The organism is Streptomyces sp. NPDC007088, from assembly GCF_042869355.1.
Classification (GTDB): Bacteria; Actinomycetota; Actinomycetes; order Streptomycetales; family Streptomycetaceae; genus Streptomyces.
The window spans coordinates 25,021-41,957 of the sequence record NZ_JBIAFO010000011.1 but is presented as its reverse complement, the minus strand read 5'-3'; the positions used below and the strand labels follow the sequence as shown (position 1 = coordinate 41,957).

At 73.4% G+C, this 16,937-nt stretch carries 17 protein-coding genes; 8 read left to right on the top strand and 9 right to left on the bottom strand.

Translation table 11 applies throughout. The features are described 5' to 3' along the window. Window positions 1–323 precede the first annotated feature (323 nt). The 5 genes from ACFYMP_RS18935 to ACFYMP_RS18915 all read right to left on the bottom strand — a co-directional run bounded on the left by ACFYMP_RS18935 (window position 324) and on the right by ACFYMP_RS18915 (window position 5,904). A complete protein-coding gene (locus tag ACFYMP_RS18935) occupies window positions 324–998 on the bottom strand; it encodes a SigE family RNA polymerase sigma factor (protein ID WP_388858469.1) in 675 nt (224 codons plus the stop codon). 622 nt (window positions 999–1,620) lie between these two features. Next, a complete protein-coding gene (locus tag ACFYMP_RS18930; RefSeq protein ID WP_388859013.1) occupies window positions 1,621–2,670 on the bottom strand; it encodes an aspartate-semialdehyde dehydrogenase in 1,050 nt (349 codons plus the stop codon). Between the two features lie 119 nt (window positions 2,671–2,789). After that, window positions 2,790–4,058 (bottom strand): aspartate kinase, encoded by a 1,269-nt coding sequence (locus ACFYMP_RS18925; RefSeq protein ID WP_388858466.1) that lies wholly within the window; start codon window positions 4,056–4,058, stop codon window positions 2,790–2,792. Between the two features lie 375 nt (window positions 4,059–4,433). Beyond that, complete coding sequence (locus ACFYMP_RS18920) at window positions 4,434–4,832, bottom strand: hypothetical protein (protein WP_388858463.1); 399 nt, start codon at window positions 4,830–4,832, stop codon at window positions 4,434–4,436. A 199-nt stretch (window positions 4,833–5,031) separates the two neighbouring features. Beyond that, entirely contained in the window at window positions 5,032–5,904 is an 873-nt protein-coding gene (locus tag ACFYMP_RS18915) for an oxidoreductase (protein ID WP_388858460.1), read from the bottom strand. A gap of 420 nt (window positions 5,905–6,324) precedes the next feature. Here ACFYMP_RS18915 and ACFYMP_RS18910 point away from each other — a divergent pair, with 420 nt between their 5' ends. Then, entirely contained in the window at window positions 6,325–7,221 is an 897-nt protein-coding gene (locus ACFYMP_RS18910; RefSeq protein ID WP_388858457.1) for a helix-turn-helix transcriptional regulator, read from the top strand. Window positions 7,222–7,268: 47 nt separating this feature from the next. Here ACFYMP_RS18910 and ACFYMP_RS18905 read toward each other — a convergent pair whose 3' ends face one another. Beyond that, window positions 7,269–7,505 (bottom strand): hypothetical protein, encoded by a 237-nt coding sequence (locus ACFYMP_RS18905; protein ID WP_388858454.1) that lies wholly within the window; start codon window positions 7,503–7,505, stop codon window positions 7,269–7,271. A 145-nt stretch (window positions 7,506–7,650) separates the two neighbouring features. Between ACFYMP_RS18905 and ACFYMP_RS18900 the strand changes: the two genes are divergently transcribed. Next, window positions 7,651–8,433 carry a DUF4232 domain-containing protein gene (locus ACFYMP_RS18900; protein ID WP_388858451.1) on the top strand — a complete coding sequence of 261 codons (783 nt, stop codon included), beginning with the start codon at window positions 7,651–7,653 and terminating at the stop codon, window positions 8,431–8,433. A gap of 63 nt (window positions 8,434–8,496) precedes the next feature. Here the strand turns inward: ACFYMP_RS18900 and ACFYMP_RS18895 are convergent, their stop codons facing one another. Both ACFYMP_RS18895 and ACFYMP_RS18890 read right to left on the bottom strand, forming a co-directional pair. Continuing rightward, on the bottom strand, window positions 8,497–9,276 hold the full coding sequence (locus tag ACFYMP_RS18895) for an alpha/beta fold hydrolase (protein ID WP_388858448.1): 780 nt from the start codon (window positions 9,274–9,276) through the stop codon (window positions 8,497–8,499). Window positions 9,277–9,570: 294 nt separating this feature from the next. Continuing rightward, window positions 9,571–10,242 carry a TetR/AcrR family transcriptional regulator gene (locus ACFYMP_RS18890; RefSeq protein ID WP_388858445.1) on the bottom strand — a complete coding sequence of 224 codons (672 nt, stop codon included), beginning with the start codon at window positions 10,240–10,242 and terminating at the stop codon, window positions 9,571–9,573. Between the two features lie 121 nt (window positions 10,243–10,363). Between ACFYMP_RS18890 and ACFYMP_RS18885 the strand changes: the two genes are divergently transcribed. From ACFYMP_RS18885 to ACFYMP_RS18860, 6 genes are all read left to right on the top strand, one after another. Continuing rightward, window positions 10,364–11,524 carry an FAD-dependent oxidoreductase gene (locus ACFYMP_RS18885; RefSeq protein WP_388858442.1) on the top strand — a complete coding sequence of 387 codons (1,161 nt, stop codon included), beginning with the start codon at window positions 10,364–10,366 and terminating at the stop codon, window positions 11,522–11,524. Window positions 11,525–11,971: 447 nt separating this feature from the next. Then, on the top strand, window positions 11,972–12,625 hold the full coding sequence (locus tag ACFYMP_RS18880; RefSeq protein WP_388858439.1) for a hypothetical protein: 654 nt from the start codon (window positions 11,972–11,974) through the stop codon (window positions 12,623–12,625). 55 nt (window positions 12,626–12,680) lie between these two features. Beyond that, window positions 12,681–13,337, top strand: a complete 657-nt coding sequence (locus ACFYMP_RS18875; protein ID WP_388858436.1) for a class F sortase — start codon at window positions 12,681–12,683, stop codon at window positions 13,335–13,337. A 240-nt stretch (window positions 13,338–13,577) separates the two neighbouring features. Further along, window positions 13,578–14,417, top strand: coding sequence for a DUF4232 domain-containing protein (locus ACFYMP_RS18870; RefSeq protein ID WP_388858433.1), 840 nt, complete (start codon window positions 13,578–13,580; stop codon window positions 14,415–14,417). 293 nt (window positions 14,418–14,710) lie between these two features. After that, window positions 14,711–15,547 (top strand): alpha/beta fold hydrolase, encoded by an 837-nt coding sequence (locus tag ACFYMP_RS18865; RefSeq protein ID WP_388858430.1) that lies wholly within the window; start codon window positions 14,711–14,713, stop codon window positions 15,545–15,547. After that, the gene (locus tag ACFYMP_RS18860; protein WP_388858427.1) at window positions 15,540–16,121 is read left to right on the top strand and encodes a TetR/AcrR family transcriptional regulator; all 582 of its coding nucleotides are present in this window, start codon (window positions 15,540–15,542) and stop codon (window positions 16,119–16,121) included. The genes ACFYMP_RS18865 and ACFYMP_RS18860 overlap by 8 nt, the downstream gene beginning before the upstream one ends. Before the next feature lie 305 nt (window positions 16,122–16,426). Here ACFYMP_RS18860 and ACFYMP_RS18855 read toward each other — a convergent pair whose 3' ends face one another. After that, a complete protein-coding gene (locus tag ACFYMP_RS18855; RefSeq protein ID WP_388858424.1) occupies window positions 16,427–16,882 on the bottom strand; it encodes a VOC family protein in 456 nt (151 codons plus the stop codon). Window positions 16,883–16,937 lie beyond the last annotated feature (55 nt).

Here is a 16,937-nt window from a genome sequence, read left to right as displayed (position 1 = left end):
TCCCGGTCCGGGTCCCGGTCCGCGCTCGGCTTCCGGTTCCGGCCGGGGACGCGGGTGTGATCGTGATCGTGATCGTGATTGCGGTTGCGGTTGCGGTTCATCAAGCGTGTCCTGCGAAGTGTCCGCCGGGGCGGCGGGCCGCTCGGCGGCGGGCCCCGCTGCCGGGGTTCTTCCGGTGTCGTCCGTCCTCGGCGCGGAGGACGCGTTGGGTGCGGAGGATTCGTCCCCCGTGGAGGACGCGTTCGGTACGGGGGACTCGTCCCGCGGCGGGGACTCGGCCCGCGCGCCCGGTGTCTCCCCGTGCCGCGTGGGGGGTGTCTCGCTCACGCCGGGTCCTCCATCGCGATCCGCAGCGCGGCGATGCCGCGTGAGCCGTATGCCTTGACCGAGCCGAGCGATATGCCGAGGGTCTCGGCGACCTGGGCCTCGGTCATGTCCGCGAAGTAGCGCAGGACGAGGACCTCGCGCTGGCGGCGCTGGAGGCCGCGCATCGCCTTGATCAGCTCGTCCCGCTCCAGCAGGTCGTACGCGCCCTCCTCGGCGCTGGCCATGTCCGGCATCGGCTTCGAGAGCAGCTTGAGGCCGAGGATGCGCCGGCGCAGCGCGGAGCGGGAGAGGTTGACGACGGTCTGCCGCAGGTAGGCGAGCGTCTTCTCCGGGTCCCGCACCCGTTTGCGCGCGGAGTGCACCCGGATGAACGCCTCCTGCACGACGTCCTCGCACGAGGCGGTGTCGTCCAGGAGCAGCGCGGCGAGACCCAGCAGCGAGCGGTAGTGCGCGCGGTAGGTCTCGGTGAGGTGGTCGACAGTCGTGCCGGCCGCCGCGGTCTGCTCGGCGGCCGCCTCACGCTGTCCCGGGATACGGGCCGAGGGCCTGGTCAAGGGCATCGGCGCAATCACCGGCATCGTGCCGGAGGCACCGGGCGCGCGGGGTCGCCTGAGCGGGCGCAGGGGGGCTGTCGCAGCCCGCGCCACCGTGAATTCGAGAACCTCTGCCACGCCAGTTGGACACGCTTGCCCGCCGCAGGGTTGTACGGGTCCTCAAGCTCGTACGGCGCGCACGCCCCGCCCCCGCCCCGCGCGGCCCGCCGCGACCGCGGTACGGGCCCGCCCGGAGGGACCGCGCGGGCCTCCGCCACCGGGGCGCGCACCGGGGCGCTCCCGGCCGTGCCGGTCCCCGTTCCCCCTCCGGCGGGCTGTCGCTCGCCCTTGTTCCGGGTTCCCCGGGTGACCGCCCCCACCGCCCTCACACGCACCAGCTCAATCCCCCACCGCACCGAACGCCGCCCCGCGGATGCCACCTGACGGATGTCCGCATAGACGCCCCACATCCCGTGCACGGTTGCAGGGAAGTTCCCTCGCATCGTCCGTTGCGAAGGCAACCGCACACAAGTGGCCCCGGTCATGGATTTGAGCACACGGACATCACATTGATCACACAGGGAGCCTCGTGGCGCCGGGCGGCGCCGGGGCCGCCCGCGGATCGTCCGGTGTGCCCCGCCGAGTCCCCCACCAGGCGGTTTGGGAAGGGTTTCCCGACCTTCCGCAATGCGCGGAAGCGGCCGGGAAGGGCGGGAACCGAGGGTATGTCAGGCGCGGGTGCGGACGGTCCGGGACCCGGTCACGAGTCCCGGCCGCGGGACTCGGCGGCGACGAGCTCCGCGATCTGCACGGTGTTGAGCGCCGCGCCTTTGCGCAAGTTGTCTCCGCACACGAAGAGTTCGAGGGCGGTCGGGTCGTCCAGGGAGCGCCGTACCCGTCCGACCCAGGTGGGGTCGGTGCCGACGACGTCGGCGGGCGTGGGGAACTCGCCGGCCGCCGGGTCGTCGAAGAGCACGACGCCGGGCGCGGTGGCCAGGATCTCCCGGGCGTGGTCGACGGTCACCTCGTCCTCGAAGCGGGCGTGGACGGTGAGCGAGTGCGTCGTGACGACGGGGACGCGCACGCAGGTCGCGGTGACCCTCAGACCGGGCAGCCCGAGGATCTTCCGGGACTCCTCACGTACCTTCAGCTCCTCGGTGGACCAGCCGTCGCGGGCGTACGAACCGGCCCAGGGCACCACGTTGAGGGCGAGCGGCGCGGGGAAGGGCCCGTGGTCCTCGCCGACCGCGCGGCGTACGTCGCCGGGGGAGGTGCCGAGTTCGGTGCCGGCGACGAGGGCGAGCTGTTCGCGCAGGGCGTCGACGCCCGCGCGGCCCGCGCCGCTGACCGCCTGGTACGAGGAGACGATCAGCTCACTGAGCCCGAACTCGGCGTGCAGCGCGCCCACCGCGACGATCATGGAGAGCGTCGTGCAGTTGGGGCTCGCGAGGATCGAGCGCGGCCGGTTGCGGGCGGCGTGCGGGTTGACCTCGGGGACGACGAGGGGCACCTCGGGGTCCATGCGGAAGGCGGCCGAGTTGTCGACGACGACCGCTCCGCGCGCGGCGGCGACCGGCGCCCAGTGCGCGGCCACGGCGTCGGGTACGTCGAAGAGGGCGAGGTCGACGCCGTCGAAGGCGTCCTCGCTCAGCGCGACGACCTCGGTCTCGACCCCGCGCACGGTCAGTTTCCGTCCGGCCGAACGCGCGGAGGCGATGAGCCGGATCTCCCCCCAGATGTCCGCGTGCTGGGACAGGATGCCCAGCAGCACGGTGCCGACGGCGCCGGTGGCGCCGACCACGGCGAGCATGGGACGCCCGGTCACCTCGGCACCGCCCGGCGCGCGGGGAGGGCCGGGCCGCGCCCGCCGGTACGCGGCGCGGTGGCCGCCACAGCGGCGCGGGCACCCCCGGCCGCCGGAGGGGGACGTCATCGCCCGGTGCCCCCGTAGACCACGGCCTCGTCGCTGTCGCTGTCGAGCCCGAAGGCGGTGTGCACGGCGCGCACGGCCTCGTTGACGTCGTCGGCGCGGGTGACGACCGAGATGCGGATCTCGGAGGTCGAGATCAGCTCGATGTTGACGTTCGCCTTGGACAGCGCCTCGAAGAACGTGGCGGTGACCCCGGGGTTGGTCTTCATACCGGCGCCGACCAGGGAGATCTTGGCGATCTGGTCGTCGTAGCGCAGGGACTCGAAGGCGACGGTGGCCTTGAGCTTCTCCAGGGCGTCGATGGCCTTGCGGCCCTCGTCCTTCGGGAGGGTGAAGGAGATGTCCGTCAGGCCCGTGGAGGCCGCCGACACGTTCTGCACGACCATGTCGATGTTGACCTCGGCGGTCGCGATCGCCTTGAAGATCGCGGCGGCCTCGCCCGGCTTGTCCGGCACCCCGACGACGGTGATCTTCGCCTCGGAGGTGTCGTGCGCGACACCGGAGATGAGTGCCTGCTCCATCGCTTCGTTCCCTCGCGCTTGGCCGACCCACGTGCCCTGGAGCCCCGAGAAGGAGGAGCGGACGTGGATCGGGATGGTGTAACGGCGTGCGTACTCGACGCAGCGGTGCAGCAGCACCTTGGAGCCGGAGCTGGCCAGCTCCAGCATGTCCTCGTAGCCGATGTGGTCGATCTTGCGGGCCTTCTTCACGACGCGCGGGTCGGCGGTGAAGACCCCGTCCACGTCGGTGTAGATCTCGCAGACCTCGGCGTCGAGCGCGGCGGCGAGGGCGACGGCGGTGGTGTCCGAGCCGCCGCGCCCCAGGGTGGTGATGTCCTTCTTCTCCTGGGACACGCCCTGGAAGCCGGCCACGATCGCGATGTTGCCCTCGTCCACGGCCGTACGGATACGGCCCGGCGTGACATCGATGATGCGCGCTTTCCCGTGGGAGGAGTCGGTGATGACACCTGCCTGGCTGCCGGTGAAGGACTGGGCCTCGTGGCCCAGGTTCTTGATCGCCATGGCCAGCAGGGCCATGGAGATCCGCTCCCCCGCGGTCAGCAGCATGTCCATCTCGCGGCCGGGAGGCATCGGTGACACCTGCTCCGCGAGATCGATCAACTCGTCCGTCGTGTCACCCATCGCGGACACCACGACGACGACCTGATGGCCGTTCTTCTTGGCTTCCACGATTCGCTTGGCGACCCGCTTGATGCCTTCGGCATCGGCAACGGATGAGCCTCCGTACTTCTGCACGACAAGGCCCACGTGCGCTCCTCGGTAGTCAGTGTTGCGATCGGCTCAGTTTAACGAGCGGCGGGTTTTCGCCCGGCGGGTATCGACAGGTGAGACATATCGACCGGTACGGCATCGCGCCCACCACACCGGTCCAGCCCGTCGCGCCCACCGGCCGGACCGGCCGCCCCCGTACGGGCGACGGCCGCGGCACCCGGTGCCACTCTTTACCAGCCCTTGCCCAGTGGGCCGGGGAGCACTCGGATTGTGGGACAGGTCACGCCGGGCACGGGGTGCCGGGAGGCGGGAGGAAGCGGAGGGGGTGCGTCCGGGGGCGGGGGGAGGAAACGGAGGGGGTACGTCCGGGGCTGGGGGGAGGAAGCGGGGGGGGTGCGTCCGGGGCCGGGCTCACTGGAGGCCGAACGCGGCCAGGATCTCCCGTCCCCGCTCCTCCGACACCGGCGGCGGCCGGTAGTCCGCGCCGCGCACGTGGGCGAGGAAGTCCGGCGGGAGGGCGAGGTGGTACGCCGGGAGGTAGTAGGTGAGGTCCCTCCGCCACACCCACGTCCCGTCACCGCACAACGAGGAGCCGCCGAGCAGCACCGGGCCGCCGTCGTCCTCCCGGAGCACGTCGGGCGCGCCGCCCATCCAGCTGAACAGCTCGGTCCCCTCGTACAGGTACGCCAGGACCCGCGCCTCGTCCGGCTCGCCGTGCTCCCGCACCGCGTCCCGGATCGGGCCGTCGTGCGGCACACTCCGGTCCGGGTCCAGCTCCTCGTAGAACCCGGCCGTCCTGATCAGGGTCACGGCCTCGCCCCTCCGGCAGCTCCCCGGGCGGTCCGGACGGGGCAGCCGTGACCTCCGGCGCCGGTCCGGGGGGCCTTCGCCGTGATCGCCCGGCCCACGAGGGCGGTGCCGCCCGGTACGAGAACGCGCATGGGCCGGGACCTTACGGCAAGGGGCCGCTCGCCGTCCGCGTCGTCCCAGCCGGGCGCGGCTCCCGGCACTACCCGCCGATCGCGTCCAGCTCGGCGAGTTCGGCCTCGGGCAGGACCAGTCCGGCGGCGGCGATGTTCTCGCGCAGGTGGCCGACGGACGAGGTGCCGGGGATGAGGACGATGTTCGGGGAGCGCTGGAGCAGCCAGGCGAGGGCGACCTGCTGGTCGCTCGCGCCGAGCCGCCCGGCGACCTCCGTCAGGGTCGCGGACTGGAGCGGGCTGAAGCCGCCGAGCGGGAAGAACGGGGCGAAGGCGATGTCCTGCTCGGCGCACAGGGCGACGAGGGCGTCGTCCTCGCGGTTCGCGAGGTTGTACAGGTTCTGCACGGACACGACCGGCGCGACGGTCTGGGCCTCGGCCAGCTGCTCGACGCGGACGTTGCTGATCCCGAGGTGCCGGATCAGCCCCTGCTCACGCAGTTCGGCGAGGGCGGAGAACTGCTCGGTGAGGGGGTCCTGGGCGGTGCCCTCGGCGGTGCCGACCCGCAGGTTCACCACGTCGAGGGCTTCGAGGCCGAGGCGGCGCAGGTTGTCGTGGACCTGTGCCTTCAGCTCGGCGGGGTCGAGGGCGGGCAGCCAGGCCCCCGTGTCGTCCCGCCGGGCGCCGACCTTCGTGACGAGGTGCAGCTCCTCCGGGTAGGGGTACAGCGCCTCCCTGATCAGGTCGTTGACGACGTACGGCCCGTAGTAGTCGCTCGTGTCGATGTGCGTGATGCCCGCGTCGACGGCCGCGCGCAGGACGGCGAGGGCCTGGTCCCGGTCCTTGGGGGGCCCGAAGACACCGGGGCCGGCGAGCTGCATCGCCCCGTAGCCCATCCGCGTCAGGGTCAGGTCCTCGGCGAGGGTCAGGGTTCCACCGGGAAGCGTGGTGCTGCTGCTCATGGGGGCGCTCCTTGTGAAGTGCGTGGGCGGGGCCGGGAGGGGGCGCGGTGGTGACCGGCTGGCGGGCGGCCTTGGTGGGTGGCCTTGGTGGGTGGCCGTGGTCGGTGGCCGTGGTGGTCCGCCCGGCGACCGGCGCGTACGGCGACCGGCACACGGGACGACCGGTGTCCGGGGCGACCGGTGTGCTGGACGACCGGTGTGCAGGTCGACCTGCCGGTACGGAGTCCGCCGCTGGGTACGGCGTCCGCCGGGCACGGCTTCCTGCTCCCGTGTCTTCCACTCTCCGGCATCCGGCGGGGAGCGGCCAGTGCCCCCGTGTTCCTAGGACCGCGGGTCCCAGGCAGACGGGTTCTCCCCGGTGGGGCCCGCTGCCGGGGCGGGAGCCGTCCGGCGGGGCCGCCGCGGCATACCGTTGACCGCATGGAGCACACCAACCCTCTCGGCGCCTTCCTGCGGGCCCGGCGCGAGCAGGTGCGGCCCGAGGACATGGGCATCACCCCGCAGGGGCGGCGCCGGGTGGCGGGGCTGCGGCGGGAGGAGGTCGCGCTGCTCGCCGGGATCAGCGCGGACTACTACCTGCGTCTGGAGCAGGGCCGGGACCGCAACCCGTCCCCGCAGGTCGTGGACGCGCTGGCCCGGGTCCTGCGGCTGGACGCCGACGCGCGGGCCTACCTGGAGGGCCTGGCGACGGGCGGCCCCCGGCGGGCGTACGACGGGGGCGGGCCCGGCGGGGCGGGTGCGGCCGAGGACGTACCGGCGAGTGAGCGGGTCTCGGACAGCGTGCGTTTCCTGCTGTCCGAGATGCCGGTGCCCGCGTTCCTGCACGGCAGGTACTTCGACGTCCTGGCGGCGAACCCGCGGGCCGAGGCGCTGTCCCCGAACATGGCGCCGGGGGCCAACCGGCTGCTCGCGACCTTCCTCGACCCGGCCGAGCGCGCCCTGTACCGGTCCTGGGACACGGAGGTCGTCGGGATGGTGGCCCAGCTGCGCGCCTCGGCGGGGCCCGCCGGCACCGGCCCGAGGCTGGCTGAGCTGGTGGAGGAGCTGTCGCGGGGCAGCGAGGTCTTCCACAGCCTGTGGGCACGCCACGACGTGTCCCGCGCCGACTCGGTCCGCAGCCCCATGCGCCACCCACGGGCCGGCGACCTCGACCTGTACCGCGACAAACTCAACGTCAACGGGGTCGAGGGCCAGGTGATGGTCGTCTACCACGCGGAACCGGGCTCGGAGTCGCGACGCAAGCTGGAGGAGCTGACGACGGCGGTCACCGGGACGGCGAGGACTCCGACGACCGCACACGGTGGCAAGCGCATCTGAGCCCCAGGGGCCGCCACCGGACCCCGGCCGGGGTCACGCCCCGCGCGTCACGCCCCCTCCGCGGCGACCGGGTCGGCGGCCTCCGTCGCCTCCTTCCCCTCCCCCACCTCCTCGTTCCCGCCCCTGCGCACCGTCCACCGCCCGGGTACGGCGAGCAGCCCGGCGCCGGACAGGAACAGCAGGGCTCCGCACCAGGCCAGTACGTCCGGGGTGCCCGCGCTCCTCGCCGCCAGGCCGAGGACCACGTAGCCGAGCGGTACGGCCGGCTGCTCCCCGAGCGCCACGGCCGCTCCGCGTGTAACAGGAATGTCCTGACGGGCGGCCGGTCCGAACTTTCCGTGGGCCGGGCGGATCACACCTCCCAGATACGCACACCGGGCCAGGCGGACACCGCCGGCCACCACGAACCCGACCGCGAAGGAAGACACCATGCGCGCCAAGAAGCTCACCCTCGTCGCCCTGGCCCTCACCGCCGGCCTCTCGCTGACCGCCTGCAACGGCGGCGAGGACGCCGCGTCGAGCCCGCACGACAAGGGTTCCGCCTCCTCCTCCGCCGGTGACGCGGGCTCCTCGGCCGGTGACTCCAGCTCCTCGGGCTCGTCGGACTCGGCCTCGTCGTCCTCCTCGTCGTCGTCCGGATCGTCGGACTCGCAGGGCGGGACCTCGGGTTCCTCGTCCTCGTCCGGGACCTCCGGCGGTGGCGCGGCGGCGGGGACGGCGTCCGGCACCGGCACCGGCACCGGCACCGGCACCGGCGGCAGCGGCTCCGGCACGGGCGCCGACAAGGGCAGCGGCGGCGGCCAGATCACCACCGGCCTGTGCGAGACGGCGGACCTCGGCTTCAGCGTGTCCCACGGCATGGGCGAGGGCGACCTCCTCGTCAGCCTCAAGAACAACGGCGGCGACGCCTGCACGCTGAAGGGCTTCCCCGGAGTCGACTTCCTGTCCCAGGACGCCTCCGGCCCGCTCAGCGCCAAGCGCAGCGGGCTCGCCGCCCCGGCCGTCGCGGTCCGGCCCGGCGAGTCGACCCGCTTCACCGTGCACTACCCGCCGAACAACACCGGTGGCACCGGCGTGCACGTCAGCGCCATCAAGGTCACTCCGCCCAACGAGACCCACGCCAAGTCCCTGCCGGTCAGCATCAGCTTCCCGGTCAGCGCCGGCGCCGCCGACCACGTCGTCGTCGACCCGGTCGGCACCGGCAAGCAGTGAGGACGCCGCCCGGCGGGCCCCCACTTCTGGCCCCGCGCCGGCGTCCCGTACCCCTACCCCTCCTCAGCCCTGTTCCGGCTCCGTGAGCGCCGCCGCCGTCGCCCGGACGAAGCCCTCGGGGTTGTCCAGCATGATGTTGTGCCCGCAGTCCGGGACCGTGACGACGCGCACCCCGGCCCCGGTCAGCGCGTCGGCGCCGGGGAGCGGCCCGTCCGCCTCGGGCAGCAGGAAGGTGCGGGGGATGCTCAGGTCGAGCAGCAGCTCCCGCATGGTGGGGACGCTGCCGCGTACGAGACCCTTCGCGCTGCGGTACAGGGCCTCGCGCCCGGCAAGCCGCATCGTGGCCCACCAGTGCGGGCCGGCCTGCTCCCGGACCGCCTTCCACCCCTCGGCCAGGAACTCCTCCTCCGTGAACGAGGCGATGTGGCTGCTGCCCCCGGTGAAGGAGGCGACGGGGATCGGGTCGAGGTTGGCGTCGACCAGGACCAGCCGGGAGACGAGGTGCGGATGGCGCGCGGCCAGCACGATGGCCACCGAGCCGCCCATGCTGTGGCCGATGATCTCGCCGCCGCTGACACCGGCGGAGGTCAGGGCGGCGGCGAGCGCGTCCGCGTGGTCCTCCAGCGTGTAGCCGAAGCCCGCCGGCCGGTCGCTGATCCCGTGCCCCAGCAGGTCGACGAGGAGTGAACGGCGCCCGGCCAGCAGCGGGTTGACCGCCGACTCCGTGAAGTAGGCGGCCGCGGACGCCCCGAGCCCGTGCACGTACACCCGGGGCGGCTCCAGCCCCGGCAGTTCGGTCCAGCGCATCCGGTCACCCTCGGACGTCACCACGGCGTCGCGCACGGTCTTCTCCCCCCAGCCGTCCGTGGACGGCCCACGGACGGGGAGAGTATCCGGGCCCGCCCGGAACCGGTCCACCGGTTTTCCCGGCCGCCCCGCCCCTCCCCGCCCTTTGCCGCTGCCCCCGCCCTGTGCCCCGCCCCTCGTCCCCGCTCAGCAGGCGTTCGGGGAGGAGACGCCGCCGCCCGTGCCGTCGGGCACCTGCCGGAAGCCTCCGGAGGAGCCGGCCGCGTGTGACACCCGGACGCGGGCCCGGCCCCCGGCCCCGGTGCGGCGCGTCCTGCGGGCCTCGCGCGCCTAGCGCCCCGTCTCGACGCCGTTGAGGATCAGGTCGACACCGGCGAGGAACTGCACGCGGTCGTCGTGCTCCGGCAGTTGTGCCACCACCCGGTGCACGAACGGGTAGCGCGCGGGGTCGAGTTGCCTCCACTGTTCCGCGACCGCGCCGAGAAAGGCCGTCCGGTCGGGGCCGTGCGCGTGCGCGCGGCCGTTCGCGGCGTTCTGCCCGGCGGCACCGAGGACGTAGCTCACGAGCGCCGAGGTGGAGTCGAACTGGGCCCGCTCGGGGACGCCCAGCGCGTGGAGCTGGCTGCCGAAGCTCTCGAAGATCTGCGGTATCGCGGACAGCCACGGCGAGCGGGCGAGCTGGGTGCCCACCCAGAGGTGTGCGTCGATCGCGTCGAAGATGCCCAGGGCCACGGCGCGGATCGCCTCGCGCGGCTCCGCGTCCACGGCCACGTCCGTCACGACACGGGCGACGACATCGTTGGTGGCCGCCCCGAGCAGCTCGTCCTTGTTGGCGACGTGCCAGTAGATGGCCCCGGCCCCGGTGGACAGGCGCGCCGCGAGCGCGCGGAAGGTCAGGGCGCTCTCGCCTCCGGCGTCGAGGAGCTCGATCGCGGCCTCGACGATCCGCTGCTTGGAGAGCGCGTCCGTACGTCGTTCGCCGCGCTGTGCCCTGGTCGCCATGCCTCTAGTTTGACATGACTGGAACGATGTTCCAACATGAAGAACTGGAACAGCGTTCCAGATACGTCCCCCCTCTTCGGTCCACGTGCCTCCCGGGCGCGTACCGCGAAAGGAAACAGCCATGACGACCACACCTGTCACGATCATCGGCGCGGGCCTCGGCGGCCTCACCCTCGCCCGCGTCCTGCACGTCCACGGCATCGCCTCGACGGTCTACGAGTCCGACCTCTCGGCCGGGGCCCGCACCCAGGGCGGCCAGCTCGACATCCACGAGACCGACGGGCAGCGGGCGCTCGCGGACGCCGGTCTCACCGAGGAGTTCCGCGCGATCATCCACGAGGGCGCCGACGCGGCGCGCGTACTGGACGAGCACGGCGAGCTGCTGCTCGACGCCCCCGGCGACGGCTCCCTGGCCCGCCCCGAGGTCCTGCGCGGCGACCTGCGCCGCGTGCTGCTCGACTCCCTGCCCGCGGGGACGGTCCAGTGGGGCCGCAAGGTCACCGGCGTACGCGCTCTCGGCGAGGGCCGGCACGAGGTGTCCTTCGCCGACGGCCCGTCCGTGACCAGCGACCTCCTGGTCGGCGCCGACGGTGCCTGGTCGCGCGTGCGGCCGCTGCTCTCGGACGCGCGGCCCGAGTACGTCGGCACGACCTTCGTCGAGACCTACCTGCACGACGTCGACGTACGGCACCCCGCCACGGCCGCGGCGGTCGGCGCGGGAGCCCTGTACGTGCTCACTCCGGGGAAGGGCATCACCGCGCACCGTGAGGCGGGGGACATCCTGCACACGTACGCGCAGCTGAACCGTTCCGCCGAGTGGTTCGCCGGGATCGACTTCGCCGACGCCGACGCCGCGAGGGCCCGGATCGCGGCCGAGTACGAGGGCTGGGCCCCGCACCTCACCGCGCTGATCACCGAGGGCGAGACCGCACCGGTCGCGCGCATGATCCACACCCTCCCGGACGGGCACCGCTGGGACCGCGTGCCGGGGGTGACGCTGCTCGGTGACGCCGCGCACCTCATGCCGCCGTCCGGCGACGGGGCGAACCTCGCGATGTTCGACGGCGCCGAACTCGGCAAGGCGATCGCCGCCCACCCCGGCGACACCGAGGCCGCGCTCACCGCCTACGAGGAGGCGATGTTCCCGCGCAGCGCGGCCTTCTACGAGGACGCGCGCGAGATCCTGGACATCTGCCTCGGAGACGACGCCCCGCACCGGTTCCTCGCCTTCTTCAACGACGCCCCCGAGGGGGAGCGGGCGGCGGAAGGGGAGAAGCGGTAGCCGCCCGACGGACCGACGCGCGGGGCCCGGCGCGCGGAGCGTCCGTGCACGACGGCCCCGGCCGAAGGGCGCCGCGCGGCGCCCGGCGGCAGCCGCTCCGGCCCGCCACGACCCGCCACGGACCCCGTAAAACTCCGCCACGGACCCGGCAAAGCTCCGCCACGGACCCGGCAGAGCTTCTCCGCCACGGAACCCCGTAAAGGCCCTCCACGAACCCCGTAAAGGCGCTCCACGAACCGGCAAAGCTCGGCCACGGAACCCCGTAAAGGCCCTCCACGGACCTCTGAAGGCCCTTCGCGGAAGCCTGGGCGCCTCGCCCTGTGGGCCGTTCGGGTCGCTTCCGCGCGTTTCGCCCGTGTCCCGGCGCGCCCTTTCCGCGACTCATGGCATTCCTTAGGCGATCAGGTGATCAGTATGACAATCATCCCGGCTTGAAGGAGCCCAGCCATGCGCACTCCCGCTTCCGTCCGTTCCCGCAGAGCCCGTGCGGGCACCACGGTGGCCGCCGCGGTCGCCGTCGCCGGAGCCACCCTCGCCGTAGCCCCCGCCGCCCACGCCGCCCCCGGCGACAGCGGCAACCTCGAAGTCCGCTCGGTCGGCTGGCACTCGCGCGGCGACCGCAACGGGGTGGAGGTCTGCCACTTCGTGCTCGTGGCGACCAACTTCGAGTCGCTCCAGGCGGTCCCCTGGACGATCACCGCGCAGCCCCCGACCGTCCCCCCGGGCGACACGCTCCAGAGCACGCTGCCGCTCATCAACGGCGCGGCGCGCAGCCACGAGTACCTGCTCCCCGAGGGCACGTACCAGCTCGTGTGGACCGTACCGGCGGGCCCGAAGCAGCGGAGCTTCAAGGTCAACTGCGACCGGCCCGTCAAGCGCGGCAGCCACACGGGCCACGGCCGTCCCTCGACGCCGGGCTACGAGCGGCCCTCCGGCGCGGTGCCCGCGGGCGGCGGCGGCGTCCCGGACATGAAGAGCGTCAGCGCCGAGAAGGACGCGGACTTCGGGGCTCCCGTCGCGCTGACCGCGGGCGCGGCCGGAATCGCGGGGCTGCTCCTGGTCCGCCGATCCGCACGCCGTCGTGCCCGCAACGAGGCATAACGCCCGCAGACGACGGCGACGGCGACGGGGACCGAGTCGCGCGTGCCGTCTCACGATGACGCTGAGTGTGACCTTCTCGCTGGTGACCGGCATCGTCTGGGCGTGTTCCGACTCGCCCGACGACCCGCCGGCCGCCACCGCCCGCGGCGGCGACGCCGCGGGCGGCGGGGAACAGCCGCCCCGGCGGGCGCCGCGCGATCGGCAGCAGGGGAGGGCTCCGGCCTCGCACGCGCCCCTGCTGCCCTCCCGGCCCCTGAAGGTCACCGTCCCCGCCCTCTTCGTCGAGGCCCCGGTCATGGGCCTGGACCTCGACGAGAACGGCCGGCTCCGCACCCCGCCGATGAGCAGGCCGAAGCAGGTGGGCTGGTACGAGAAGGGCCCGTCGCCCGGAGCGGCGGGCACCGCCCTGATCGTCGGGCACCGTGACACCAAGACGGGACCGGCGGTCTTCCTCAACCTCAACGCGCTGCACCGGGGCGACACGGTGAAGGTCGCCCGCGCCGACCGGCGTACCGCGGTCTTCACCGTCGACAAGGTGAAGACGTACACGAAGGACAAGTTCCCGGACGACAAGGTGTACGGGGGCGCCGGCGGGCGCCCCGAACTCCGGCTCATGACGTGCGGCGGCCGCTTCGACAAGAAGAGCGGCTACTCGGCCAACGTCGTCGTCTTCGCCCACCTGACGTCCATGAAGAAACAGGCGGCGGCCTGAGAGACACGCGTACGGCACGCGGCCGGTGTCCCCCAGGCGGGGCACCGGCCGCCCGCCGTACCGCGCGCCGCCCCACCGCGGGCCCTTCGGCCGAAGGGCCGCGAGGACGGCCGGGCCCCTGTTACACGCTCCGGACATTCTTCCGCGAACTCCCTCGCGAAAGGCCGCATCACACCTCCCGTAAGACGCACTCGACACGGGGAGCGCCGGGCGGACACCCGGCGCCGGAAATGAGGAACCATGACCGCGAAGCTCAACCGCGTCGTCCGCTGCACCGCCGCCGTCCTGGCCGCCGCCGCGATCGGCGCCGGTGCCACCGCGTGCGACTCGTCCGGCGACTCCTCCTCGAAGGCCGCGGGCTCGCACTCCGACGCGGCGCTGAACCTGTCCTCCTCCGGCCAGCGGGACGGCGGCCAGGACAAGGCCGGCACGGACGCCGGGTCCGGCTCGGACAAGGCCGGTACGGACACCGGGTCCGGCTCGGACGAAGCCGGTACGGACGCCAAGTCCGGTTCGGGCGCGTCCGGTTCGGGCCAGACCGGCGCGCGGGACTCCTCCGGGGCCGGGGCGCGCACGCAGACCACCGCCCAGCAGGGCTCGCGCACCGACGCGGTGAACCCCGTCTCCGCCACCAGCACCACCAGCCGCTGCCACACCGGCGATCTCCGCTACACCTGGGGCGGCCCGCACGGCGGACGCCCCGACATGGACACCACGGACCAGCAGCAGGTGTCCATCCGGCTGACGAACAAGAGCACGCGCACCTGCACCCTGCGCGGCTTCCCGGGCGTGCGGCTGGTCAGCACCACGGGCGAGGCGTGGGACCTCCAGCGCTCCGGTGTCACCCCGTCCACGATGACCCTGAAGCCCGGTGACGACACGGCCATGGTCAGCATGAGCATCCTGCCCGTCCAGAAGAACGACCCGGACGTGCGGCCCTTCGTCCCCGCGAAGATCCTCCTCACCCCGCCGAACGAGACGACCCACGTGACCCTCAAGTGGCCGTACGGCGGCGCCATTCTGGACCAGTCGGGCGCCACCCACCCCGGCACCTTCGTCGACCCGATCGTCATCGGCTGACCGCGCCGGGACTCCCCCGCGCCGCCTCGTCGGCCCCACCGTGCGCGACACGGTGGGGCCGACGTCGTACGTGCCGGGACTCTCACCCGCCGTCGCGTGCCACCACCGTCGTGTGACAGCGCCGTCGTGTGACACCACCGTCGTGTGACACCACCGTCGCGTGACAGCGCGGCCCGTGACAGCGGAGGGACCCGGCTCCGCTCGCCCTTGACACAACTGGCTAACACCCATAGCTTTTAGCTAACGCAGTTAGCCGCCAGGTGGCTGACGGCTCACCGAAACAGGGGGAAGCCATGACCGAGTACCTCACCGTCGACGGCGGCACGATCGCTTACGAGGTGACCGGCTCCGGCCCGCTCGTCGTCCTCGCCCACGGCATGGGCGACAGCCGCGCCGCGTACCGCGCGATGGTCCCGCGGCTCGTGGCGGAGGGCTACCGGGTCGCGGCGGTCGACCTGCGCGGCTGCGGCGAGTCCAGCACCGACTGGCCGTCCTGGAGCCGTACCGACATCGCGGGCGACCTGATCGCCGTGATCCGCCACCTGGGCGGCCCCGCCGTCCTCGTCGGCCACTCCGTCTCCGGCGGCGCCGCGACCATCGCCGCGGCGCGGGAGCCCGCGCTGATCACGGCGGTCGTCGAACTCGGACCGTTCACCCGCAAGCAGTCCGTCCGCCTCGGCGACCTGCGGGTGAAGCGCTTCCGCCAGGGCATGCTGCGCCTGCTCGGCACGGGCGTGTCCGGCAGCACGCGCCTGTGGCGCTCGTACCTGGACGTGGCCTACCCCGGCGTGAGACCGGCCGACTGGACGGACCGCCTCGCCCGTATCGACAGCTCGTTGCGCGAGCCGGGCCGGATGAAGGCGATGCAGGCCATGGGCCGCAGCGCCCCGGCCGACGCGGGCGCGCGGCTCGGCGATGTCCGCTCCCCGGTCCTCGTGGTGATGGGCACGCTCGACCCCGACTGGGCCGACCCGCGCGCCGAGGGCGCGGGGATCGTGGAGGCCCTGCCGCCGGGCCTGGGCCGCCTTGAGATGATCGAGGGCGCCGGGCACTACCCGCACGACCAGTTCCCCGATCAGGTGGTTTCGCTCATGCTCACCTTCCTCCGCTCGGACGCCGCCCGTGCCTAGGGCCGGGCTGGACCCGGCGACCGTCGTCGCGGCCGGCGCCGCCCTCGCCGACGAGGTCGGCATCGCCGGGCTGACGATGGGCGCGCTGGCGGAACGGGTCGGCGTCCGCCCCCCGTCCCTGTACAAACACGTCGGCGGCCAGGAAGACCTGAACCGCCGCATCGCGGCCCTGGCCCTGTCGCAGGCCGCCGACGCCGTGGGCGGCGCCATCCAGGGCTACGCGGGCCGCGACGCCCTCGCGGCGGCCGCGCGCGCCTTCCGCGCCTTCGTCCTGGAGCACCCCGGCCGGTACGCGGCGACGATCGGCGTGGAACCGTCCGGCCCCGACGACCCCCTGGCCCTCGGAGCCCAGCGCCTGCTGGAGGCGTTCACGGCGGTCCTGCGCGGCTACGACATCCCGGCCCCGCAGGTCAACCACGCCCTGCGCACCGTCCGCAGCCTGTGCCACGGCTTCGCCACCCTGGAGGCGGGCAACGGCTTCCAGTGGAGCGACGACAACGACCAGAGCTTCGCGTGGCTCATCGCCTTCACGGACCGCGGCTTGCGGGACCTGCCCGACCCCGGCGCCGGCTGATCGACGGCATACGGTCCGGGGTACGCAAGCCGGCTCTTCTGACGGCGGATGACGGCGGATGACGGCGGACCGCCGCGTTCCGACGCGACGGACGTCCGCGAGGGCTACGCGGCCGAGCGCTGGAACACGGGAGCGCACGCGATCACGGGATCACGGGATCACGCGATCACGGGATCACGGGAACAATCGAGGCGCACGCACTGGGCGGTGGCCAGCAGGTACGACGAGGCGCCCGCCGGTGCGGCTCGCTACCGTGACGAGTGGGTGCGCCCCGAGCGGCCCGCCACGAACCAGGACCGGCCGCCTCAGACGACGTCGAACTCGTTGTCCTCGGGGTCCCGCATGGCGGCGGCGTAGAGCCCCGCGTCCGGCTCGTCCCTGATCCGCACCACGGTGGCACCGGCCGTGACCAGCCGCTCCACCGTGGCCCTGACCCGCTGTGCGCGAACGTCCAGTGGGACGTCACGGCCCCCGCCGGCCTTCAGGTCGAAATGCCACCGGTTCTTGCCGGCCTTCGCCTCCGGAACCTGCTGGAACCACACCCTCGGCCCCCGCCCCGACGGATCGACGACCGACTCCGGAACATCCCCGGCCCCGTCCGGCAACTCCGCCTCGGGCACCCCCGCCGCCACCCAGTAAGCGCGCCACGTGGCGTAGCCGCCCGGCGGAGGCTCCGGCACGTAGCCCAGAGCCTCGGCCCAGAAGGCCACCATTCTCTGCGGATCGGAACAGTCGATCGTCAGCTGCACGGTCATCTCCATGCCCGGAGCCTTCCAGGCAGGTCTGACAGACGCCCCACTGTGCGGCGACGGGCGG

Bases quoted from the DNA above. Each gene is read 5' to 3' on its own strand.
- ACFYMP_RS18855 (WP_388858424.1), bottom strand. From the start codon at position 16,882: ATGGAGATGACCGTGCAGCTGACGATCGACTGTTCCGATCCGCAGAGA.
- ACFYMP_RS18930 (WP_388859013.1), bottom strand. From the start codon at position 2,670: ATGCTCGCCGTGGTCGGCGCCACCGGCGCCGTCGGCACCGTGCTGCTG.
- ACFYMP_RS18890 (WP_388858445.1), bottom strand. From the start codon at position 10,242: ATGGCGACCAGGGCACAGCGCGGCGAACGACGTACGGACGCGCTCTCC.
- ACFYMP_RS18875 (WP_388858436.1), top strand. From the start codon at position 12,681: ATGACGCTGAGTGTGACCTTCTCGCTGGTGACCGGCATCGTCTGGGCG.
- ACFYMP_RS18915 (WP_388858460.1), bottom strand. From the start codon at position 5,904: ATGAGCAGCAGCACCACGCTTCCCGGTGGAACCCTGACCCTCGCCGAG.
- ACFYMP_RS18885 (WP_388858442.1), top strand. From the start codon at position 10,364: ATGACGACCACACCTGTCACGATCATCGGCGCGGGCCTCGGCGGCCTC.
- ACFYMP_RS18880 (WP_388858439.1), top strand. From the start codon at position 11,972: ATGCGCACTCCCGCTTCCGTCCGTTCCCGCAGAGCCCGTGCGGGCACC.
- ACFYMP_RS18910 (WP_388858457.1), top strand. From the start codon at position 6,325: ATGGAGCACACCAACCCTCTCGGCGCCTTCCTGCGGGCCCGGCGCGAG.
- ACFYMP_RS18900 (WP_388858451.1), top strand. From the start codon at position 7,651: ATGCGCGCCAAGAAGCTCACCCTCGTCGCCCTGGCCCTCACCGCCGGC.
- ACFYMP_RS18865 (WP_388858430.1), top strand. From the start codon at position 14,711: ATGACCGAGTACCTCACCGTCGACGGCGGCACGATCGCTTACGAGGTG.
- ACFYMP_RS18870 (WP_388858433.1), top strand. From the start codon at position 13,578: ATGACCGCGAAGCTCAACCGCGTCGTCCGCTGCACCGCCGCCGTCCTG.